The sequence below is a fragment of the Pseudoalteromonas sp. SG44-17 genome, from assembly GCF_014164235.1.
Classification (GTDB): domain Bacteria; phylum Pseudomonadota; class Gammaproteobacteria; order Enterobacterales; family Alteromonadaceae; genus Pseudoalteromonas; species Pseudoalteromonas rhizosphaerae.
In genome coordinates, this window is record NZ_JACJEV010000001.1 from 25,086 (window position 1) to 48,137 (window position 23,052).

Here is a 23,052-nt window from a genome sequence, read left to right on the forward strand (position 1 = left end):
AGACCATTAGGAGAAAATAAGACGTGTGCGCTTAACACACACGTAAAAGTAGATTGTACATTAAATCACGATGTCAATTAAGGCTTATTCACTGGCATTTCGTGCTCTTTAAGAACAATACTTTGCTCACTTAAAGCGATCCCTTCGCGGCGAGGATCTGCGGCACCAAATAAAGTGCCATTGACGACTTCAACCGCATGCAAGCCAGAGTTTAAATCGACGACTTTTACTGTATGACCCCGTTTTTGTAAATCAGGAATAATCGCCTCTATAGCGGTGCCTTTTTCAACACTTGTATAATTATTACGATTAGTAATTCTTGGTAAGTCAATGGCTTGTTGAGCAGTTAGTTGCCAATCTAATACGCCAATAACTACTTGCGCGACATAGTCGATAATTCGGCTACCGCCAGGTGAGCCGACCACTAAGCGTAAACTGCCATCGTTATTAAACACCATCACCGGTGACATTGAGCTGCGCGGGCGTTTACCTGCTTCAACGCGGTTGGCTAATAATTTGCCGTTTTTGCGCGGCGACAAGGCAAAGTCGGTTAATTGGTTGTTTAATATATAACCGTTCACCATAACCGTTGAACCAAACGCCATTTCTATTGAGCTGGTCATTGATACCGCGTTCCCTTCACTGTCAACAATAGATACATGAGTAGTAGATGGCAATTCATACGCATCATCTTGTGCGTAACTCAGTAATGGACGAGGTTGCCCTGCATAGGCTTTTTCGTCTCGCTCACTTATTAATTTTGTCCGTTGCTCGATATAGCGTTTATCGAGTAGCTCATTAGTAGGAATATCTGCAAAATCGGGGTCGCCCATATACACATTACGATCCGCAAAAGCGAGTCGCGATGCTTGGCTAAAATAATGCAGGGCTTGTGCAGAATTAGCTTTAAATTGACCCATGTTCTTATCTTCAAGCAAAGCGAGAATTTGTAACACCGCGACTCCGCCACTGCTCGGTGGTGCCATGGAACATACTTTATAACTGTGGTACGGGGTGCAAACTGCGTCACGTTGTTTACTTTGATAATTAGCTAAATCGGTTAATGCTAAAGTACCTGGTGCCACAATAGAATGAGTGACCGCAGCAACCATTTGCTTAGCGTTATCGCCTTTATAAAAAGCATCAATGCCTTTACTGGCGATTTTTTTGTAAACTTCAGCAAGTGGTTGGTTCGTTTTAACAGTGCCAACAGCAAGCGGTTTACCATCTGGAAAAAAATAATCACGGATCACTGGAAGTGTTGTCACCCCAGGGTTTATTTGTTTGGCTAACAAAGCATGTAAACGCGGTGATACTACAAATCCTTGTTCAGCAAGTTCTATGGCCGGTTTAAACAGTTCCGCCCATGCAAGTTTGCCATATTGTTGATGCGCTTTAGCAAAGGCATGCAATAAACCAGGTACACCCACTGAACGGCCGCCAACCACTGCTTCAATCCAAGGTGCCGCGTTACCTTTTTCATCTAAAAACAATCTTTCGTCAGCATTACTTGGCGCTGTTTCGCGGCCATCAAAGCTGGTTAGCTTATTATGACCTTTGTCAAAATGCAGCATAAAAGTCCCACCACCAATTCCTGATGATTGCGGCTCGACCAAGGTCAAGACTAATTGCGTTGCAATGGCAGCATCGACTGCACTGCCGCCCTTAGCGAGTATGGTTTGTCCTGCTTTAGCAGCATAGGGGTTTGCCGCAGCAACCATATACTGCTGACCAGTTACATGTTGCTTAAGTTGATGGCCTGTAGCGGCTTCTGGCTCGCGTACTTCTCGTGGTGTTTGAGTGGCTAAAACAGGTAAAGTGAGAAGAGTTAAACTAAAGACGACGCTGGTTTTAAAAGGTAAAAACATAAAAAGACCTTAATTGCATTGAGATGTTTGGCATCTTAAAGTTAAACGGGCACAATATGCAAAATTTTGCTGTAAAAATAAGAATAAAATGGTCAATTTACCACTTCAACCCCGATATATTTTACCCCCGCTGTGTTTAATGGCATTAAGCGCCCTATTTGCAGCGTTTAATTTAAATGATGTTTTAGAGTTTAATCGCCAGCTCATTGACCAAGGCCAAGTATGGCGTTTGATCACGAGCCAATATGTGCATGCTAACTGGGCGCACTTAGCATTAAATTGTGCCGGTATCGTACTGATATGGGCGTTACATGCTGAGCATACAAAACCGACGCAATATGCATTGCACACCTTATTTTTGGCTGCTTGGTGCGGTATTGGGGTTTATTTTTTTTGTCCTGATATTCACATTTACACCGGATTGAGTGCACTACTGCATGGTGTAATTGTGTGGGGGGCAATCAAAGATATTGAAGTTGGCATGAAAAGCGGCGGTTTATTGTTTATCGGTATTTGGCTTAAAATTGCTTATGAACAATTTCATGGCCCCAGTGCTGAAGTGAGTAAATTAATTGCCTCTCGGGTTGCTGTTGATGCTCACTTAATAGGTGCAATTGGCGGAATAGTACTCGCAACGCCATTGCTGATAAATTATATAAAAAAACGCCAAGCATAAGCTTGGCGTTGTCTAAAAATTTAGTGCTTATAAACTTTCTTTAAATAGTTTATGAATACGACGGTATTCATCTAACCAACTAGAAGGCTGTACAAAACCATGTGGTTCGACTGGAAATATAGCCGTTTCAAAGTTTTCTTTTTCAAGCTCAATTAAACGCTGTACTAAGCGTACTGAGTCTTGGAAAAACACATTATTATCAACCATAGGGGCGTTGATCAATAAGCGGTTTTTAAGTCCCTGCGCATAATATATAGGCGAACTTTTTTCATACGCAATTGGATCAACATCTGGGTGATTTAAAATGTTTGATGTGTATGGACCATTATAGTGTGCCCAATCGGTAACTGGACGAAGCGCAGCCCCGGCTTGAAATAAATCAGGCTGAGTAAATAACGCCATAAAGGTCATAAAGCCACCATAAGAGCCGCCATATGTACCCACAGCACCGGTATCAACATTGGCATTTTCAGCCATCCATTTAACACCATCGGCTAAATCTTCAATTTCTGGGGTACCCATTTGACGGTAAATCGCCGTACGCCAATCACGTCCATAACCTTTTGATGCGCGATAATCCATGTCCATCACTACATAACCTTCAGAGGCTAGTAATGAATGAAACATAAATTCGCGGAAGTAACCTGACCAACCCATGTGTGAGTTTTGTAGATAACCTGCACCATGGTTAAAAATGATCGCTTTGCGGTTTTTGCCGCTCTCACCTTCTACATAGTCTGCTGGGTAATATACTTTAGCGTATACCGGTTGTTCAGTATGACTTGACGGTACCGCAACAATTTTAGGCGCAATTAATTGTTTTGCTAAAAATTCACTCGATACTGTATGAGTTAGCTGCGTTGCAGTTGTATTCGCTTTTGCATCAGCAACATATAACTCTGGTGGAGCCATGATTTTGGAATGTGTTAACAATAATTTGCTTTGATCAGGGCTTAATTTATAGTCGGTCATACCGTCTAAGTTGGTTACTTGCTCTGATTTTGCCGTTTGTGGATCAACGCGGTAGATTTCATATAGACCAGGATGCTCAACATTGGCTTTGTAATAAATTGCACTGTCGTCATCTGTTAGTGTGAGGTTCGATACGACAAACTGACCTTTGGTAAGTTGTGTTGCTTTACCATTGAGTGGTTTTTTATATAGGTGGCTATAGCCAGTTTCTTCAGATAAATAATACAAGGTATCTGAATTATTTAACCACCCAAAATCGTTATAAGCATAGTTAACCCATGCATCATCGTGTAAACGGTGTTGTGAAACAAGTTTGGAATTTTCAGCATCAACAGTAGCTAACCAACGGTCTTTGTTATCCCATGCTTCAAGCATAATCGCGACTTGCGTGCCGGCTTTGTTCCAGACGATAGCACTTTGATCCCATCCCCAATCCATCATTAGGTTGATAGCACGAAGTTCTTTTTTAGATTCATATGTTTTGCCGTCACGGGCATAGTTTTCTTTTTTAACTGCCGCTAATACATCTTCATCAAAACCAGGTAAGGTATCAAATGCGAGTGCTGTTTGCGTTTGCTCAGTTAAATCTATGTAGATAACTTGCGAGGTTTGTGGTTTTTCATCAGCAACACGACGACGTACTTTTTCAGCTTTTACCCGTGCATCATCAGCAATATAGTTTGGCATGATGTCGGCTTCATCTCGCCAAGGTTTGGCCTCAGTGACAACAGCAATTAATGCTTTACCATTTGGTGATAACTGCACATCGGCTAACTCATTGCCTTTACCTAAGTAAAACTGAGCATCGGCAATTGAACTATTTTGCTGGTTGAGTTGCTCTTTGCGCGCTTGTTTATCTTTTTTATTTTTATGAGTCAGCGCAATGTAATCAATCAGTTTATGCTGTTCTTTAGCGATGTAAGTTTCAGGCTCTGTAACTCCTTTTGGTGCATCGCTCAAATGAAGATTTACAAGCTCAGCTTGCAGTCCTGTTGCCAAATCTACTTTATAAAAAGTGTTTCCTTGACGATAAGCTAAATTACCATCAGTTAAAAATTGTGGTTTAGATTGTTTAGCACTGTCGTGAGTAATTTGTGTAATTGCACCTGTATTGATGTTCTTTACAAATATATTACCTTCAAATACATAGGCTTGCTGTGTACGATCCACTGAATAAACAGCATCACCAGCCCCTAATGTATGCAACTTATTTAACGCTACTTGGCTTGCCGCTTGGCTATCAACAGCTTGTGTAAATAAGTCTCGAAGCTCATTACCTTGTTGTTTTTGCGCATAGACAACTGTTTTTGAATCAGCAGCCCAAAACGCACGCTCTGCTTGGCGGCCTAACCAATCAGGATGAGCCATTGCTTGCTCAAGTGTGATCGCGCTGCTGCCTGTATCAGCAGGCGTTACAACAACGCTGGCAACAGTTGATTGTGGTTGCTCTTTAGGGGTAGATGCGGTTGATTGACAACCGGACAACATAACGCTGGATGCTACGGCAAGTGCAATTAAGGTTTTTTGAGTAGAAGATTTAAAAATCATAGGGCTTCTGTAAGGTTATTGTAATTCCCCCAATTTAAGCAGAAGCGCCTATGTAATAGCAATTATTTCAGACAAACAGCCAAACTTTGCTGTTTAATAACCAAGTTACTTTATAGAAATATCTAACCACACCATGCGATGATCTGACGATGCATTACGATCTTTAATTAACCGGTATAACTCGCTACTTTTAGTTGGCCAAAATACCCCACCGTCATGGACTTCAATGCCATAAGTTGAAGGCAAAACATAATCTGCACGAGCTTGCCAGTAAGCTGTGTAAGCCGCAGCATATTTTTCACTGTAAGTGGTTTTAGCGCCCTTACTAGTTGGTGTAAATTGACTATTTATTAATGAGTTTTTTAAAAGTTGATCCGTTGTATCTGGGCGTTTTTTATCTCCTTCAGGAGCCGCATTTAAATCTCCGACTATAACAAATCGTGATTTTTCAGCTAACCCGCCTTTGACACCATGATCGTCATAGAGGTAATCTGCGCTGGCGATATAATCTTTAATCAAACGTACTTCATCATGATTACGTAAGCCGTTTCTATCTTCAGCACCATCAAATACAGGAGGCGTTGGGTGCGATGCAATAACGTGCAGCGTTTTACCTTTTACAGTAACCGGAATATCCCAAAACGATTTTGAGCTGAGCCTCAAAGCTTGCCACTCTTCGTTGTTATACCAATTTTCACCTGTAGTTGGATCAATTGGCATTTTAGCATTTGGCATATCTTTGTATTTAAAGGTTTGTAAGGTACGAATTTTATTAAAATCAATTGGGTAGCGAGATAAGACGGCCATACCATAATGGCCTTCAAAAAAGCCAAAACCAAATGCATCCCCTTTAATACCAGTTGCTTGGCCGTCATTATCTAGATCAAATGGCGTTTTCAAACCTGTGTTTACTGGGCCAACATAGCTGTACGGATAATCTATAGCGGGCTGTTTATTTTGGCTTTTAGCAAGGTAGTGCGTTTTAAAATAATCAATGCCTTGCGCTTTGCTGACATAATCAAATTCATTTAATAATAAAATGTCAGGGCGAATACGTTGAATGATCTCGGCAATATTTTTGATTTGTGGATGATTTGTTTGTAACGCATTTACCAGGCCATTAGGATCAACGTCCTTATCATTTTCAGCATAATTTGTTGCATCCATGCTCACATTAAACGTGGCTACACGTAAAGATGATGCGGCCAATGCTGAGTTAGAAAAACCACTGATTAATAGGCACGCTAATGTGGCGATAGAAAACTGCTTCTTCATACGATATATCCATCTAAAATTAATAACAAAATGACACTACTTACGACTATCCATAAAATAATTGCCATTATAAAGGGCTTTAGTCCTGCTTGTTTTAATACAGCCAGTGATAAGCCACTGCCAATTAAGAATAAAGTCATTACCAATAGTTGTTTTGCTACGGTGTTGATCAGCTGCCAGAGATCCGTAAATTGAGGCAAATACGTATTGATCAATGCAGCAGCTAAAAAACCAACAATAAATAAAGGAATGCTGGCCTTTTCTTCTGAGCGCCAAAAGACACCTGCAATCGTAGTGTAGGGAATGATCCACATCGCACGTGTGAGCTTAACTGTTGTAGCAATACTTAGTGCCACAGCTCCATAAGCTGCTGAGGCCCCTACTACACTGCTTGTATCATGAATAGCTAACGCTGCCCATAAACCAAATTGGTGTTGGCTTAAACTAAAGTAATGACCAATGGTTGGAAATAGTAGCAAACCGACACCGTTTAATAAAAACACTACACCAAGTGCAACCGCTACTTCGTGATCTTTAGCTTTAATTACAGGCGCCATCGCTGCAATCGCACTGCCTCCACAAATGGCCGTACCGAATGATATTAATACACCTGTGTTACGATTTAATTTAAAGACTTGCGTTAAAATTTCACCAAGACCAATGATCGCTGTAATACTGACTATGGTCAGTACCAGCGAACTGCGACCAACTTCAATCACCTGATTAAAATCAACAGCAAAACCTAAGCCAACCACCGCGGCTTTGAGCATCCATTTACTCGCCTTTTGGGATAGCTCTGCAAATGGATTACCGAGCAAAATAGCAAACATCGCGCCACAAATTAGGGCACTACCACCACCAATCCAAGGGGTGATACACAGGCCAAAAAAAAGCAAGTATAGAGGCTTTTTAATCCGATCAGACACAGACAAAATAATCCCTTCGTTACGAGCGCACAATCTTTGTAGTGAGCTTATGCACAACTGGCGCTACAAGAATTACGGTAGGAAATGCGACACAAAATGCAAAAGCCCACGCCGCTAGCCAAATAGAAACTATGTTATCAATTAAACCAACATTAAAAATTGAAATTACCAATGACATAAAACCAGACATAAATAATGCCATGAAAAAAGCGAATACCACGGTTCTGTATTTAGCGCTAATCATAAAACCATTCCTCAAGTAAAAAGCCGAGATAAACTCGGCTTTTTTAGTTAATTTAAAATCAACGCGGTGCTGGCCGCTAATACGCCGGGATAATCTTCCTCCGGAAGATACTCCGACAATTGTGCTAAGCGTTCACCTAACTCATGAAGGTTCGCAGCAGATACATTAATATGGCCCATTTTACGACCAGGCTTTGCTGTTTTACCATACCAATGACTCGTAACCTCAGCAATGCTTAGTACTTGCTGAGGAATCGCGGCTTGTCCGAGCACATTCACCATTGCCGTAACACGCTGCAATTGTGTGCTACCTAATGGCAGCCCAGAGACTGCACGCATATGATTTTCAAATTGACTGCAATGCGCGCCTTGTTGGGTCCAATGACCAGAATTATGAACCCGAGGAGCAATTTCATTGACCAATAACTGCCCTGCCACATCGAAAAACTCAATCGCCAATACACCAACGTAATCAAGCTCATTAGCCAATTTATTAAATGCATCTTCAGCTTGTTGTTGAATCACAGATTTTTCTTTACCGGCGATAGATAAGGTTAAAACACCATTGGTATGCTGGTTTTCAGTAAGTGGGTAAATAGCGGTATTACCACTTTTATCGCGAACACCAATGATTGATACTTCACGATCAAATGGGATCATTTGTTCGGCAATAATAGTGTGTGGCGCGGATTCAGTACCGGAGGCAATAAAATCAGCCATTTGTGACCATATCTGCTCAATTTGATCATCTGATTTTAAACGCCACTGGCCTTTCCCATCGTAACCGGCTTGACAGGTTTTGATAACTAATGGCTTACCCAAGCTAGCAACGGCTTGTTCTAAATGGGCTTTTTCAGTGATCAACTGATATGGTGCGCACTTAACTGCGGTTTTACTTAGTAATGCTTTTTCTAGGGCGCGATCGCCACCCGTTTTAATCGCGGCTTTACCCGGATAAAACTTCTTGCTTGCACAGCATAGCGTTAGCACATCATCAGGAATATGCTCAAACTCAGCGGTGATCGCATGAGCGTCTACAATTGCTTGCTCTAACGTTGTAGTATAGATTTGCCCAGTTAATGGGTGAACAATTTTTTTACTACCAACATCATACGCAACCACATTTAAATTCAATGGCGCACCAGCTAAACACATCATACGTGCTAATTGGCCGGCTCCTAAAATTAAAATAGTCATATTACTCTGCTGGATTTGGGTTAGCTAAAATAGTTTCGGTTTGTTCTTTACGGAACGCTTCAACTTTGGCAAATATCTCCGGTTGCTGACAACCTAAAATCTGTGCAGCTAATAATCCTGCATTTGCAGCACCAGCTTCACCAATTGCTAATGTACCTACTGCAACACCTTTTGGCATTTGGCAAATCGACAGCAATGAATCAATGCCATTTAACGTTTTAGACTTAACCGGCACACCTAATACTGGTAACGATGTGAAAGCAGCGGCCATACCTGGTAAATGCGCTGCACCACCGGCACCGGCAATAATTACTTTAATACCACGTTCTGCTGCTGAACTTGCGTAATCAGCGAGTAGTTGAGGAGTACGATGAGCCGATACAACTTTAGTTTCGTAAGCGATGCCAAATTTATCTAGCATGATCGCCGCATGTTCCATAGTTGGCCAATCTGACTTGGAACCCATAATAATGCCAACAGTCATAAATACTCCTCAGTAATGGTTTTAATACCTATAGCGGACTTATGTCCGCATTAAAGGCGGTCATTATACACGTATTAATTGTTAAATTGCGAATATCGAGTAACAAAAAAGCCATGACTAGCATGGCTTTTTGATCAGTATGTAAATTGAGCTTTAGCCTTCTTTACTGGCTAAATATTCAGAGTAAGTACCTCTGAAATCAATTATTTTGCCGTCTTTGATTTCCCAAATACGGGTTGCAACTGAGGATACAAATTGACGGTCGTGAGATACAAACATTAACGTACCTTCATATGCTTCTAGCGCAAGGTTTAATGCTTCTATTGACTCCATATCCATGTGGTTCGTTGGCTCATCCATTAATAGGATATTTGGTTTATGCATCATAATCTTACCAAATAGCATGCGGCCTTGCTCACCACCAGATATTACTTTTACAGACTTTTTAATATCATTTTGTGAGAACAACATTCGGCCTAAGAAACTGCGAACAACTTGTTCATCATCGCCTTCTTGCTGCCATTGCTCCATCCACTGAAATAAGTTCATATCGGTGGCAAATTCATCAGCATGATCTTGCGCATAATAACCGATATTGTGGTTTTCAGACCATTTAAACTCGCCTTGCTTCGGTGCCAAACGACCTGCTAAAGTATTTAACAGTGTTGTTTTACCAACCCCATTTTCACCGATGATAGCGATACGCTCGCCTACTTCAACTAAGCCTTCAAGGCCAGTGAACAGCATATCGTCAAAACCTTGGCCTAAGTTTGTTAATTCAAGGGCATTACGGAATAACTGTTTTTCTTGCTCAAAACGAATGAACGGTGTTTGACGTGACGATGCTTTAACTTCATCTAATTGAATCTTGTCAATTCGCTTGGCACGAGATGTTGCTTGCTTTGCTTTAGATGCATTAGCTGAAAAGCGCGAAACAAACTGTTGTAGCTCGGCAATTTGATTTTTCTTCTTGGCATTTTCACTTAATAAGCGTTCACGAGCTTGCGTTGCTGCAAACATATATTCGTCATAGTTACCTGGGTAAATACGCAATTCACCATAGTCAATATCAGCCATATGCGTACATACAGAGTTTAAGAAATGACGGTCATGGGAAATGATGATCATTGTGCAATCACGTTGATTGAGTACATCTTCGAGCCACTTGATAGTATAAATATCCAAGTTATTAGTTGGCTCATCGAGTAGCATGATATCTGGATCTGAAAATAACACTTGCGCAAGAAGCACTCGCAGTTTAAAACCAGGAGCAATCTCTGACATCGGACCGTAATGCTGATCAGTTGCAATACCTACGCCCATTAGTAGCTCGCCGGCTTTAGATTCTGCAGAATAGCCATCCATTTCAGCAAACTCAGTTTCAAGATCGGCAACCTTCATGCCATCCTCTTCACTCATTTCAGGCAAGCTATAGATACGATCACGCTCTTGTTTAATCGCCCACAGCTCTTTGTGGCCCATTATCACAGTATCAATAACTGAATATTCTTCGTAAGCGAACTGGTCTTGGTTTAGTTTAGCAACACGTTCATTTGGATCAGTACTTACATTACCAGCTGACGGTTCCAATTCCCCACTTAAGATTTTCATAAATGTTGATTTACCACAGCCATTTGCGCCAATTAAACCATAACGGTTACCTTCGCCAAATTTAGCTGAAATATTCTCAAATAACGGTTTAGCACCAAATTGCATGGTGATGTTAGCTGTACTGATGATAGCGCTACCCTCCAACGGGGAAAATCAAAGAAATAAAATTGGCTGGAGTGTAAACCAAATAGGCCTATTTTTCCATGAATTATTAGCTTTGTGAGCTATAGCTGCAACGCATTAAAATAAGCTAATTTGGATCAATTTATTGTGCTCGCATTTTGTCGCCGGACAAAAAAGGAACAGAAATTAACAATTCAAATTTCCTCTATCATTTTTTAATGATATTTTTTCACTTTAGCCATTAATTTAGCTTTGTTAGTCTGCGCGACCAAAGGACAATGATAGATAGCACACAAGGCAATATCAAATGAATAGAAAATTAATTGGGGTCATTATCGCAAGCGCTTTGATGGCACCGAGCGTAAACGCTGTTGAAGTTTATGATGACGGAAAAAACAATTTAACCATCGGTGGTTTTATTGACGCCAGAATAATCCACACACAAGGGCAAACTGAAATAGTTAATGGTGCATCACGGATTAGCTTTGATTTTAGCCGCAAACTAAAAGATCAGTGGTCAGCTTTAGCCTTATTAGAATGGGGTGTAAACCCTGTTGGCAGTAGCGATATCATCTATAACAACCGCTTTGAATCTATTCAAGATGAATTTTTATATAACCGACTTGGTTATATAGGTATAGCGCATGAAAAATATGGCCAAGTGACAATAGGTAAACAATGGGGGGCTTGGTACGACGTAGTTTATAGTACTAACTATAGCCTAGTTTGGGATGGTAATGCAGCCGGTGTTTACACCTACAACAAAGACGATGGTGCAATTAATGGCACCGGGCGCGGTGATAAGTTATTGCAGTATCGTAATACGTTTGGTGATTTTAGTATTGCAACTCAAGTGCAATTTAAAAATAATGATTTTTATACCTGCGATATTGAAGCCATTTCAGAAGCTGCTTGCCAGACATTGTGGGAAAGTGGCAGTGATCTTGCTCAACAAGTAGAATTTAATTCAACCTATGGGGCAGCCGTTACCTATTCTGTAAGCGACGACTTAAAACTTACTGCCGGGTTTAACCGCGGTGAACTAACCGTAAATTACGCAGCAGGACGTATTCAGTCTGTTAATGATTTTATTTATGGCGCAGGTGTTACTTGGGGTAATTTCAACAATGATGGCCTTTATTTTGCCGCAAATATCAACAAAAATGAAAATCATGATACCGATAACTTAGGCCGTCTGATCAAAGACGCGATTGGGGTAGAGTCATTATTATCTTATAAGTTTGATAATGACATTCGTACCTTCATTGCATATAACCTCTATGATGCTGGAACAGATTACGTGATCCAGCCAAATTTTAACGCCGATCCTAATGACAACTTTAAACGTCAATTTACAGTACTTGGCTTTCACTATCTATTCGACGAAGATACGATTTTTTATATTGAAGCACGTAAAGACTTTAGTGATTTTTCAAGTGCCGATAAAGAGCAAGAATATCAAATGGGTCTATCAGAAGATGATGGCATTGCATTTGGTTTTCATTACACATTATAACTAGAACACTTACAGGCTGATTATTTAATCAGCCTGTTTTGCTAATATCAACCACCCGCTGCGATCACACTTTTTTGCTTTACCTTTAGTTGCAAACGCTTTTGTCAAAGCCAAATAACCTTCCTTAGGTCCTAAAATTATCCATAACATTAAAATTCCCCCCGGTAATAAAATTGCTTTAAGTAATGGTCCTAGCATGTAAGAATAAAAAATAATAAATGGGATAAATAGTCCGTAACCAATAACTTGTTTGATAAAGTTCATATAAGTTCCTTGCTTAAATGAGCGCGCTCATAAATATAATTGAGCGCAGTCACTTTTTCAAGTAACTTCATCTTTACTATCACAAGTTAAATATAATCAATTGATATACAATGAATAAAAAAACGCAAACCTATAATAAAATTCTTACCTCGGCTTGGCTGTTATTCTTAGAGCAAGGTTATGCTCATACATCTACACGAGAAATCGCAAAAGCGGCTAATGTGGCCGTTGGTACAGTGTTTAGTCATTTCGAAAATAAAATCGACTTACTAAAAGCAGGAATGCAGCAACAAATAGATACGATCATTCATCAGGCTAGTTTAACTGATCGCCAACATGCACCAAGGCTTAAGTTACGTCACTATGCCCTACCGTTATTTGAATTTTATTGTAATAACATTGAATTTAGTAAAATATTGATAAGCGATATGATTTGGCAAGCCGATTTTTTTGAACAGCAAACGAGTGAGTTTAAAAAACGGCTGTTCGATGAACAGCAAGAGTTTGACGATATAAAAGCAAGTGTGATGTTAGATTGTTATTTTATGACCATTATTTCAGGGTTAAATGAACCTGCGCCAGAACCTGAAAAAATGCTACGCCAACTCACCAGCAAAATATCTATTCTTTAGCGACAACTTATTTCACTTTTAGCATTAAATTTAAGCTTTTAACTTACCCTCTGTTTAAGTTAAAAGCTTAACTTAAAGTAATAGCGATTTTCTATGGTTAAGTGCAAACTCTGTAACTTATCTATTGATAAATTAAACGTCGTTAGTGTGTAAATAAAACTCACCTTCTGAACCCCTACTAATTCGCTGCAATTACTGACTTTTTACTGATATTTTTTGATTTAAGACGTTGTATCAATGAAGATCCCTCCATAGCCAAATAAGCATAACTCTTGTGATACGTTTAATCGAATTACTAACTTTGATTTATCAAGCTCATAATTCCTCTTGATAGCTTTTAGTAAAAAATAACTTTTATGCAGAGTTATCTTAATTAATAAAAATAGTATGATGTGTTCTTTTTTGGTTTATTACGCAGATTTCTTACTGTCTTATTCTTTAGTTAAGCATATTAGTTTATTGATGAATTATAGAAATCGAGTACCTGCTTAACACTAACCACCGGGTTTTCCAAGTGCTCTAAACCTTCATTAATTCTGCTATTCCAAATAATATCATTAGCATATATGTTAAGGCTATTATTAAGACCAGCAAAGGCACTTAACATTAAAGGATGCTCGGCGCTTCCTACTGTTATATAGAGCGACAGCGGTATGTTATCGTCTGTATTGAGGCTTCGTTGCGATAAGAATCGAGCAAACTCTTTTACAACTGTCATGTCGTCGTACCAAGCAGCCGGACTAAATGCAAAATAACCGTTAAACAACCAAGGTTTTGTGCTCATAGTGTATAAAACAAAACTCCCTCCTGCTGAATAACCCGACAAAACACGATTATTATCTAGCTTATAATGTGATTCTAAATACGGTAATAACTCACCTTCAATAAAAGCCAAAAATTGATCTGCTTGACCAAATAATTCTGGTGGATTTTAACTTGCTGGTCTTGCTTGGGTATTCACATCTTGGCGTGCATACGGTGGGACTAAATCACGATTTCTAGTAAAGGTCCAAAATTGTATCCTGCTGCGCTGGTAGCTCAGCCATCACTGAATCCCACTGCGTAAGATTAATTACCGTCGGTTCTAATGATCAAGGAGTAGCGTTTATTTGGCTCAAAATTGCTAGGTAAACGAATAAACACTTTCCTATTTTCATCCAATACCTGCGAATAAATTGTGATGTCTTTAAAATTTGACGTGTAATGCGCGTTGTATTTATAAATGACAATAGCGCATGCAATGAAGCCGGCTGTACTCAATAGAATTATGATTGCAGTGCGATTAAGTTTTTTTAATAGCAGCATAGCTTTCAGGTAAAGATTGTTTTAAAAACAATACCCTTTCTGTATTTTTAATTAAACTACCGTTATGTAACAAAGTATGATTTACAGTTGATACACCCATTGTTCACTCGCTACATGAGTGAATTTAAAACGGCGAAGTAATTGCTGGCTTTGGGTGTTTTCTACCGCCACTTTAGCCTTTAAATTAGTAATGTTCAACTCATTGCCTAACAGCTTAACTACGGCTTTTATATTTGTTAGCAAGAATGCTAATGCTTCAGACATAAACCCATTCCCCCAATAATTTGGAGACAACTCAAAACCTAACCAAGCAGTATCTTCTTCAATATCATATAAACCAATGCAGCCAATCAAGGTCGACGTATTTAATAAGTAGATTCCAAAGCGCAGCGTATTTCCTTCATACATGCCAGTAATATCATCTTGGATCAGTTGTTTTACGTCATCACGTGTTAGTGGCACTGCATAGTCATTAAACTGAGCAACTAGCGGCTCAGACAAAATAGCCCACAACGCGCTACAGTCCCTATGCTTAATTGGCTTTAATGTGATTCGACTTAGTGCAAACTCATTGTTCATAAATAAAATTAAATTACGGCTTTAAAGCCCGCTATTATTCCCTTAAGATACCCGTCATACAAGTTAATAACTGAGCTAATTATGAATGACGAATTTAAAGTAATACAACCTACAACCACAGTTTATTGCCCAAAGCGCGGTGAAGGTTGGACCCTTACAGGTATTACTAGCATTAATGAATTTACATCGGTTATGTTTGATGGTGTGCGTTATACGTTACCTGCACGTGAAATCATTGAACAGTTATTACCTAACCAGCTTGCTCGTGAACAAAAATAGCCACAACTTAAAATTCCCCGTTAAAGATACAAAATAAAGCCTTTAGTATTATAAAACACCTCAATTTAGCCAGCATTTCGTGTATAAATGCCAACCGTTCGTTAAGATATGTTGCTTTTGTAATCAACCATTAGGATAATTGTACAGTACTTTGAGGTTAATAACGGATGCGCTCGGCTTATAGGAATTAAGCAATACAATTTTGGGAACAAGGATAGGCAGCTATAAACCAAATTGTAATTACCTCAGACTAACTATAGCTGTAACAATGGATCCTCGTTAAAAGGCCTACTCTAAATGAAAACAACACTAAAAATTACAACCCTGTCTGTTGCTATCCTTTCATCTTTGCAAGTTGCGCATGCAAACCAATGTAACGGTCAACTTTATGGTATTAATGCTGGACGCGGTGACACCGGTATTATATTTAAACTAGACGAATATACACAACAAACTCAAGCACATTCTAGAGCTAAATACAGCTCTTCAGCGCTTGCTCATATTCCGGAAACAAATCGCTTGTATTACATCTCAGCACCTCGCCCTATTGAATATCAAGTAGATGTTGAGCACTTAGGTTTTAATTCAACAGAGCTCAAATCTCTACCTATTAGTGGCAGTAAGTTTAAGTACATCAAATTGGCCTATGTTGATTTAGATACAAACGAACATGTTGAAGTTGGCAGAACAAGTAACATGTATCGTTTAGTGTATGACCAACAAAATAATCGCTTACTTGGATCATATAAAGATAAGCTATACGCGATCGATCCTGAAACTAGCGAAACAACTTTACTTGGAAATATTACAGGCCTTGAAAATGACCAAGGTATCTGGCGTGGTGACATGGTATTTAAAAATGGTGAATTAATCTTAGTCACCAGTACAAGTTTATATACTGTGAATGTGCAGGAACTTACGGCAACAAAATTATCTGATCACAACTTAACGACTGTCACAGGCGCTGCACTTAACCAGCAAGGTGATATTGTATTAAGCCGAACTATTTTAACTGATCTAGGCCATTCTAATAAATCTGAGTTGTACAAAGTAAATAAAAACACTGGTAATACCTGCCATGTTGCAGATTTTCCAGTACGTTTAAATGATTTAGCAACTAATTTTAACGAATCAGTTGCATGCTACGATGCACCAGTTTGCACCGTGTCAGATATTCCAAGCTTTACTATTGTACCGATTGTTGATTCAGTAGACGAAGGTAGCGCATTATCTTATAAACTAGAGCTAAGCAATAGTTATGAACAAGATAGTGATATTTATGTATCGACTTCAGCAGGAACAGCAACAAGTAGCGACTACAGTTTCTCTGATCAAGTCATTACTATTGCGGCAGGTGAAACAACTGCTTCATTTACAATCCCAACAATTGATAACGATGACTATAGTGAAACTAAAACCTTTACCGTCAATGCCGTTGCTCAGCTTAATGTAACTGGTTCAAGTTCTCTACCAGCGTCTATCTTAAATGATGATGCTCAGTGTATTGCCGAGAATTACACACGGATCAGTTACTCTTTTATCTCTGAAAATTCTGGTTATAATAATGATTGGGGTATTAAGGTTAATAACCAATATATTAAATTGTTAGATGAGCATGGAGCATCAGGTTATTACGACGTTAAAGCCAGTGATTCAATCGTTTACGTACTTTCCGTGAACGGTAATGCAAACAATCTTAAAACAGCCTATAAAGCCAGTGGTACTAAGCAATATTGGGAAGATCAAAACGACAGAGACTACAATGACTTCGTCGTAAATGTCACAACACAACCAATTCAAAAAGGCTGTAATTAATCTGAACTTAGGATAATAAATCCCTTACCCAAGGTTCAGGTAATTCATAACTTTCCTGTTTATTATTATCAAATTTACCCCACAAAAAAAGCCAGCATCGCTGGCTTTTTTTGTGGGGTAAATTGAAAATTAACGTAACGCGTTAATTCGACCATAAAGTGGTGGGGGTGAAGAGAATAACTCAGCCATACCTTATACGAATCGACTTAAATATTTAACCATTCTAGCGGGCTAAATAAAGTGCTGACTGCGTTATTGATTTTTTATGTACGACTGCATGGATGCAGGAGGTAGAGCAATGCAGGAGCAATTGCCGAGAACAACTACATGTCAAAATTCCTGCCTTGTTATCACTGTATTTATCTGTCGCTATAAATGGTCAGTAACTTAACACGACTAGTATTAACCACTAGCAATACCCACCATAACAATAAAATAGACACCCACTTTTAATAATCTCAGAGTAAACATGATTTTTATCTGGTAATTTTACTGTGTCCCCTAACATGCTCTCAATTTATCATGCAAATAAACAACTCATGATAAAAAACCTAAATAACAAACACACTAAAAAGTGCATTATTGCAATGCGCAGCTTTTTGTTTGGTTGACGTTTTAAGCAAGTAGCTTTTCTATATTATGAGCAAGACAATAAAGTTGCCGCATAATGCAATGAAAGCATTACTTTCGTTTTTCCGTGTAAGGTCAATTTATTCATGCATTTTAAACTGTAATATTGCACAGTTTACTTACAAGCAAACAGGCTCAATACAGCCTAACCTTTTACCATTTCTTAAATAAAAAGCTGTCATAGCCCTATTGAGCTGTCTTTTTGAGCTTCATTCTGTCGATGTAACTTACTTGCAGTCTTCCAACGCTTATCGACTAACCGTGGGTTTAGAACACAAGATCCCCCGTTTAGTAATAATGTGTTACAGGCGACAGTGGTGTTTTTATAAAAATAGTACGCACTAATTAGATACGCAGTTTAATCAAGTTGAAGGTTAGTGATCGACTCGCCATATCCATACAGTGTGGTATCACCAATACCAAAAGTAGGCGCTTGAAAGCGAAAGCTCTTGTCAAAGCTCAAAAAAAAAGGCATTAACATTGCGCTAGGCAATGACTATTTAGCGTCACAAGGTTTAGTGTCATTGAGAGATATTTGGATCAATATTCATGAGGGGAGATGAGCCGCCCATTGCACTTGCTGTTAATAAAAAGCGCATGATGAGCGGTCTGGGGCTTGATGTTAGAGACCCCCGGCTATCCGATTTGCTCTCACTCTTTAATCAACACCCATCGCGCGGTTTTAACCCACTTTTTTAAACAGGCAATTTCTTCCATACAGCGTAGTTCATTTAAAACCGACAAATACTGCTCTTCATTTGACGTATACATAACAAATGCATCACCTTCGCTATCAAATTGAACAGATGCAAAATGTGTATTTGCTCTCACAACTTGCTCTATAGATGGGCCATTGCCGCTAAAACCGTAGGCATTAAACAACTCTGTGAATGATCGCTTATCATCCTTTAAATCAATTTCCACAGGGATCGTAATTGAAAAATAGGTCTCATCAGAATATATGATTGGAGGATAATATTCTGTAATGTCAGGGTTAGCCAGTGGACGAATCCAATAGAACACGAACAATACGAGTAAAATGCAAACTACAATTATTTTCAAAATTTTCATCCTTGAGAACTAACGCTGAGTTTTACGACAATTTTGATGCCGCGAAGCGGTGTAACAAGTAAAAATGACACCCCCATTTTAAAATCACCTAAAAATAGCATCAAATAAGTTCAGATCAAATCAATTTACCGCCTAAAACTCATTCAAAATTACATTTACAATTATCTTGGGAAGCTTTTATTCTACAAATCCAAAATTACTGACATGCAAACCCTTGCCTTGGGGCAATATTTGACGTTTTAGCTGGGTATAAGTACTGGCCAGTAGTTTTTCGCTGTTGTTAACGTTGCTACATTTTGCTGGTTATTCATTACGGCGTTAGCACATATATAAATACAAAATGTCTTTGCGACTAAAGCAAGTAACTTGCCTTTCCCCCCTCTGCGATGTTCATAAGACTTTCCTGTAAAGCAGTCTTCACCACATAAAAATGCTCGGCGAACACAACGTGAAATACAGTGATAATACTTTGTAGCGGCACCATGATTATTTTTCACACTAATTAAAACTTAGTATTTAGCTTTGTAAAATGCAAAAATTAAGGTGAGTGTCTTACTTATTTATTATTTATAAATTAAACATTGGGTTATCGTTAAAATGAGAGCCCAACTAAATAAATTATTTTAAAATCTAGAAAAAGCCATATTACTTATCTATATGTTCAAATAAATTGATAGGCTTTATTAACAAACAGGATACGGCTGTTACTTTTGTTTATTGCTTAATTGTGTTTTGATGAATTACCTAAAATTTAGATCCCTTTGGTTCTTAAGTAGCTTCATTTATAACAAAGCGAATAAAGTTTAAAAATAAGAAGAGAAAATAATGACAAAACTTAATAACAATAGCGTAGTTATATTAAGCGCAGTTCGTACCGCTATCGGCAGCTTTGGTGGCAGCCTTAAACATTTCACGCCCGCCGAGCTAGGCACTCTATGTGCGAAAGAAGCACTAGCCAGAGCCAAGCTATCACCCAACCAAGTTGGCTCCACTGTAGTCGGTAAAGTAATTCATAACGGCCCTAAAGACGCATACCTTTCAAGAGTCATTGGGCTAGATGCGGGGTTACCTATTAGTAGTCACGCAGTAACTCTCAACCGATTATGTGGCTCTGGTCTTGAAGCCATTATACAAGCAGTACAACAAATACAATTAGGTGATGTAGACGCAGCCCTTGCTGGCGGAGCTGAAAGCATGAGTAACTCAGCTTATACCCTCGAAAGTAATCGCTGGGGGCAAAAAATGGGCAATAGCATCATGCAAGATGAACTCACCTCCACATTACAAGACCCATGGGATAATAACCCAATGGGAATAACCGCTGAAAACATTGCAGATAAATACACTATTAGCCGCGACCAGCAAGACGCTTACGCAGCTCAAAGTCATCACAAAGCAGCAAAAGCGATTGCTGCAGGCCATTTTAAACAGCAAATACTCCCTATTGAAATCAAATCAAAAAGTGGCAGCCATATTTTTGATACTGACGAACACGTGCGAGCCGATACCACAACCGAGAAGCTCGCTACCTTAAAGCCCTACTTTAAAAAAGATGGAACCGTTACCGCAGCAAACTCATCAGGTATAAACGATGGCGCAGCCATGTTGGTACTCATGTCTGAGCAAAAAGCGAATGAGCAAGGCTTAAAACCTCTTGGTCGATTAATAGGTTATGCCAGAGCGGGCGTTGATCCCTCGTTAATGGGCACCGGCCCAATTCCTGCGGTAAAACACGTATTTGAAAAAACAGGCTTAACCATTGATGATATGGATGTAATTGAGTCTAACGAAGCCTTTGCAGTACAAGCTCTGTGCGTTGCCAACGAGTTAAATTTCCCAGCGCATAAGGTAAACCCGAATGGCGGTGCAATTGCCTTAGGCCACCCTGTTGGCGCAACGGGCGCAATTTTATCAACTAAATGCTTGTACGAACTCAAACGAATTAATGGCAAATATGGGCTAGTCACAATGTGTATTGGCGGTGGGCAAGGCATTGCAGCCATTTTTGAAGCGCTTTGATTCTAAGTTTGTAACAACTATTTGATACCACATTAGGTTTAAACATAAGAGCTTTATTCACAAGGAGAACTAAGAGACGCTTTGCTGTTAGAGGAAACAAACAATGTGAAAGGCTATTTTTCTTCTCGTTTGCTCCTCTTTCATTTTTATTTGTGCAAATAGCTCTTTAAAGGCTTTTTTCACAAAGGGAGCAAAGCGCTGCTACACCTTATAGGTTAATAACAAACGCTTTACTTCAAACCTCAGCAAGCAATTCGTCTACAAAACGTGTTTTAAAGTTAACTTTCTTACGCCTAATAAAACACCACCAAATGAGATTAAAAATAATATTGGTAAAAACAGTAATGCATCAGTGTTGTCTATATCTGTAGCTGGGCTACCAATAACCGCCAGCGTATTAATTAACAGCAGTATTAAACTTGATTGCAGGTAGCCCTTGTAACCAATAGCTCCTGCAAACAACAGCATAATAAATGATCCTGATATTGCAGGCGTAAAAGGTGCTGCGGCGAGTAACATGCAAACAAACGAAAATATAACAGCACAACCAATTATTACTTTAAACATAACATCCTCCATGGTGCTTAACAGTTAATCCAATATAGCTTAACTTAAAGCACCTTATCGTGCCTTTTTTCCACCAGCTATTTATAGCTGTATTATCAAAAATCGTATTCCACCTAACAGGTTTCAACCAGATTTTTGGTTTATCGAAAAAATACCTATTCCCAAACTGCCGTTCACAGGGCTCGCCATCTCTATCACCGTCCATTTTAGTATTTGGGCAATGTTGAATAAAAAATAACGCCTCTGCATAGGAGGTCATTTGGCTACAATGTTGGCGGCCATCACAACGAAATGTTGGTGGTGTTTTATTAATTGAGTTTGAACTAGCGGGCATAAATGACTCTAAGTTAGCATTAGTCACTACTGGTGTTTGCTTGGTATTTAAAAAACCGGTTTTATACGCACTAAAACCAATACTAAAAATAATGGCGAGCGTTATAAGTTTCATTAACGGTGAGTTTTTACGTGACGTTTTACTTATTTTAACCGGCCTTGTAGAGGCTTTTATTTGTGGTTGTGCTAATACGCCCTCAATACGGCAATTTACAGCTTTGGTTTTACCGTTAGCCTCGGTTGCAACCTCAAAATAGATAATGTCGCCCACTTTAGGTTTACGACTCATATGTTTGAGCGATGAAATGTGTATAAAGGTATCGTGTTGCAGTGTAGTTGATTTAATAAAGCCAAAGCCTTTATCGTCATTCCACGATTTTAATAATCCTTTGTTCATCCTTGAGTCGCCTAGTTTATTATTTTTAATTTTACAGCCGTTTTAAAAGAGGCTTAAAACCAAGCAAGCCTTAGTGAGTTAAACTTAGCAATTTTCCATGTTAACTAACTCATTTTGCAAAAAAGCGTATTTTTGCTTCTTTTAATGTGCTTAAAAATACAGAAAACGCACAAATCCCAGCACCTATAAACGCAATTTGAAAGCTAGATAGCGAAGAGAAACTAAATTGGTCAGAATACATGTACTCCCCTAATAACTGTGCAAAGGTAGCCACGCCTAAAATAATTAACAATGGGCACACAACTAGCGTAAACCAAAACCAAATACGTTTAATACCTTTCATAAAAAATCCTTTTATTTTAAATTTAACTTAGAGATTAATTAGCTTATAAGCTACCAGCATTTTAAAAGCAGCTTATAAGGTTGCCACATGAGTTTGATGTCTGAAGTCAAGATTTGACCCCATTTGGTTCTCTTGATGGAATGGTGTTGAATCTGACTTGTATTCAATAATCAAATTAGCCGATTTATCATGCCTCCACTTTTGATAAAGTCGAAGCAATGGAGCCACTAGCAAGCCTATACCTACCGCTACATAAGTTAAAACACCATCATCAAGAACATCACTAAATACCAAAAAACTTAGTTGGATAATAGCAGCGCCATAAATTCCAATAAAAGCTAATGAAAAAAGATGATTCATCGTACCTCTTGAGCACTAA

The 23,052-nt window shown here is 39.0% G+C and carries 20 protein-coding genes and 3 pseudogenes; 6 read left to right on the forward strand and 17 right to left on the reverse strand.

Annotated elements, in window-relative coordinates; all coding sequences use genetic code 11:
- Positions 1-77: 77 nt before the first annotated feature.
- Entirely contained in the window at positions 78-1,868 is a 1,791-nt protein-coding gene (gene ggt / locus H5182_RS00130; RefSeq protein ID WP_182759279.1) for a gamma-glutamyltransferase, read from the reverse strand.
- Positions 1,869-1,956: 88 nt separating this feature from the next.
- On the opposite strand from ggt, the gene rrtA reads away from it, so the two are divergent.
- Positions 1,957-2,544, forward strand: a complete 588-nt coding sequence (gene rrtA / locus H5182_RS00135) for a rhombosortase (protein ID WP_149981163.1) — start codon at positions 1,957-1,959, stop codon at positions 2,542-2,544.
- A 27-nt stretch (positions 2,545-2,571) separates the two neighbouring features.
- Here rrtA and H5182_RS00140 read toward each other — a convergent pair whose 3' ends face one another.
- From H5182_RS00140 to H5182_RS00170, 7 genes are all read right to left on the reverse strand, one after another.
- Entirely contained in the window at positions 2,572-5,064 is a 2,493-nt protein-coding gene (locus H5182_RS00140; RefSeq protein ID WP_145233353.1) for a prolyl oligopeptidase family serine peptidase, read from the reverse strand.
- Positions 5,065-5,169: 105 nt separating this feature from the next.
- Positions 5,170-6,339 (reverse strand): endonuclease/exonuclease/phosphatase family protein, encoded by a 1,170-nt coding sequence (locus H5182_RS00145; RefSeq protein ID WP_182759280.1) that lies wholly within the window; start codon positions 6,337-6,339, stop codon positions 5,170-5,172.
- On the reverse strand, positions 6,336-7,271 hold the full coding sequence (locus tag H5182_RS00150; protein WP_182718854.1) for a YeiH family protein: 936 nt from the start codon (positions 7,269-7,271) through the stop codon (positions 6,336-6,338). The genes H5182_RS00145 and H5182_RS00150 overlap by 4 nt, the downstream gene beginning before the upstream one ends.
- Positions 7,272-7,284: 13 nt before the next feature.
- Positions 7,285-7,509 carry a DUF2798 domain-containing protein gene (locus tag H5182_RS00155; protein ID WP_145233348.1) on the reverse strand — a complete coding sequence of 75 codons (225 nt, stop codon included), beginning with the start codon at positions 7,507-7,509 and terminating at the stop codon, positions 7,285-7,287.
- Between the two features lie 47 nt (positions 7,510-7,556).
- Positions 7,557-8,705 (reverse strand): 5-(carboxyamino)imidazole ribonucleotide synthase, encoded by a 1,149-nt coding sequence (locus H5182_RS00160; protein WP_182735528.1) that lies wholly within the window; start codon positions 8,703-8,705, stop codon positions 7,557-7,559.
- A 1-nt stretch (position 8,706) separates the two neighbouring features.
- Positions 8,707-9,189: a 5-(carboxyamino)imidazole ribonucleotide mutase gene (gene purE, locus H5182_RS00165; protein WP_145233343.1), complete on the reverse strand. Its 483-nt coding sequence runs from the start codon at positions 9,187-9,189 to the stop codon at positions 8,707-8,709.
- A 153-nt stretch (positions 9,190-9,342) separates the two neighbouring features.
- Complete coding sequence (locus tag H5182_RS00170; RefSeq protein ID WP_145233417.1) at positions 9,343-10,929, reverse strand: ABC-F family ATPase; 1,587 nt, start codon at positions 10,927-10,929, stop codon at positions 9,343-9,345.
- Positions 10,930-11,230: 301 nt separating this feature from the next.
- Between H5182_RS00170 and H5182_RS00175 the strand changes: the two genes are divergently transcribed.
- Positions 11,231-12,439 (forward strand): porin, encoded by a 1,209-nt coding sequence (locus H5182_RS00175; RefSeq protein WP_182732078.1) that lies wholly within the window; start codon positions 11,231-11,233, stop codon positions 12,437-12,439.
- A gap of 24 nt (positions 12,440-12,463) precedes the next feature.
- On the opposite strand, the gene H5182_RS00180 is transcribed toward H5182_RS00175, so the two are convergent.
- On the reverse strand, positions 12,464-12,703 hold the full coding sequence (locus tag H5182_RS00180) for a hypothetical protein (RefSeq protein WP_145233341.1): 240 nt from the start codon (positions 12,701-12,703) through the stop codon (positions 12,464-12,466).
- A 110-nt stretch (positions 12,704-12,813) separates the two neighbouring features.
- Between H5182_RS00180 and H5182_RS00185 the strand changes: the two genes are divergently transcribed.
- Positions 12,814-13,335, forward strand: a complete 522-nt coding sequence (locus H5182_RS00185) for a TetR/AcrR family transcriptional regulator (RefSeq protein ID WP_182759281.1) — start codon at positions 12,814-12,816, stop codon at positions 13,333-13,335.
- Positions 13,336-13,786: 451 nt separating this feature from the next.
- On the opposite strand, the pseudogene H5182_RS22595 reads toward H5182_RS00185, so the two are convergent.
- Both H5182_RS22595 and H5182_RS00195 read right to left on the reverse strand, forming a co-directional pair.
- Positions 13,787-14,640, reverse strand: a pseudogene (locus tag H5182_RS22595) (alpha/beta hydrolase).
- A gap of 81 nt (positions 14,641-14,721) precedes the next feature.
- Entirely contained in the window at positions 14,722-15,219 is a 498-nt protein-coding gene (locus H5182_RS00195; RefSeq protein ID WP_182759282.1) for a GNAT family N-acetyltransferase, read from the reverse strand.
- 81 nt (positions 15,220-15,300) lie between these two features.
- On the opposite strand from H5182_RS00195, the gene H5182_RS00200 reads away from it, so the two are divergent.
- Together H5182_RS00200 and H5182_RS00205 are read left to right on the forward strand one after the other, a co-directional pair.
- The gene (locus H5182_RS00200) at positions 15,301-15,498 is read left to right on the forward strand and encodes a hypothetical protein (RefSeq protein ID WP_145233335.1); all 198 of its coding nucleotides are present in this window, start codon (positions 15,301-15,303) and stop codon (positions 15,496-15,498) included.
- 297 nt (positions 15,499-15,795) lie between these two features.
- Complete coding sequence (locus H5182_RS00205) at positions 15,796-17,313, forward strand: Calx-beta domain-containing protein (RefSeq protein WP_145233333.1); 1,518 nt, start codon at positions 15,796-15,798, stop codon at positions 17,311-17,313.
- A gap of 1,281 nt (positions 17,314-18,594) precedes the next feature.
- On the opposite strand, the gene H5182_RS00210 is transcribed toward H5182_RS00205, so the two are convergent.
- Positions 18,595-19,005, reverse strand: coding sequence for a hypothetical protein (locus H5182_RS00210; RefSeq protein ID WP_145233331.1), 411 nt, complete (start codon positions 19,003-19,005; stop codon positions 18,595-18,597).
- Between the two features lie 299 nt (positions 19,006-19,304).
- A pseudogene (locus H5182_RS00215) lies at positions 19,305-19,517 on the reverse strand (hypothetical protein); the annotation flags it as partial.
- A 322-nt stretch (positions 19,518-19,839) separates the two neighbouring features.
- On the opposite strand from H5182_RS00215, the gene bktB reads away from it, so the two are divergent.
- The gene (bktB, locus tag H5182_RS00220) at positions 19,840-21,033 is read left to right on the forward strand and encodes a beta-ketothiolase BktB (RefSeq protein WP_182759283.1); all 1,194 of its coding nucleotides are present in this window, start codon (positions 19,840-19,842) and stop codon (positions 21,031-21,033) included.
- 258 nt (positions 21,034-21,291) lie between these two features.
- On the opposite strand, the gene H5182_RS00225 is transcribed toward bktB, so the two are convergent.
- The 4 genes and pseudogenes from H5182_RS00225 to H5182_RS00240 form a co-directional block, all read right to left on the reverse strand.
- A complete protein-coding gene (locus tag H5182_RS00225; protein ID WP_182759284.1) occupies positions 21,292-21,600 on the reverse strand; it encodes a DUF6419 family natural product biosynthesis protein in 309 nt (102 codons plus the stop codon).
- 154 nt (positions 21,601-21,754) lie between these two features.
- Positions 21,755-22,330, reverse strand: a pseudogene (locus tag H5182_RS00230) (cold shock domain-containing protein); the annotation flags it as partial.
- 109 nt (positions 22,331-22,439) lie between these two features.
- Positions 22,440-22,673, reverse strand: a complete 234-nt coding sequence (locus H5182_RS00235; protein WP_182759285.1) for a hypothetical protein — start codon at positions 22,671-22,673, stop codon at positions 22,440-22,442.
- Between the two features lie 72 nt (positions 22,674-22,745).
- Positions 22,746-23,033, reverse strand: a complete 288-nt coding sequence (locus H5182_RS00240; RefSeq protein ID WP_182759286.1) for a hypothetical protein — start codon at positions 23,031-23,033, stop codon at positions 22,746-22,748.
- Positions 23,034-23,052 lie beyond the last annotated feature (19 nt).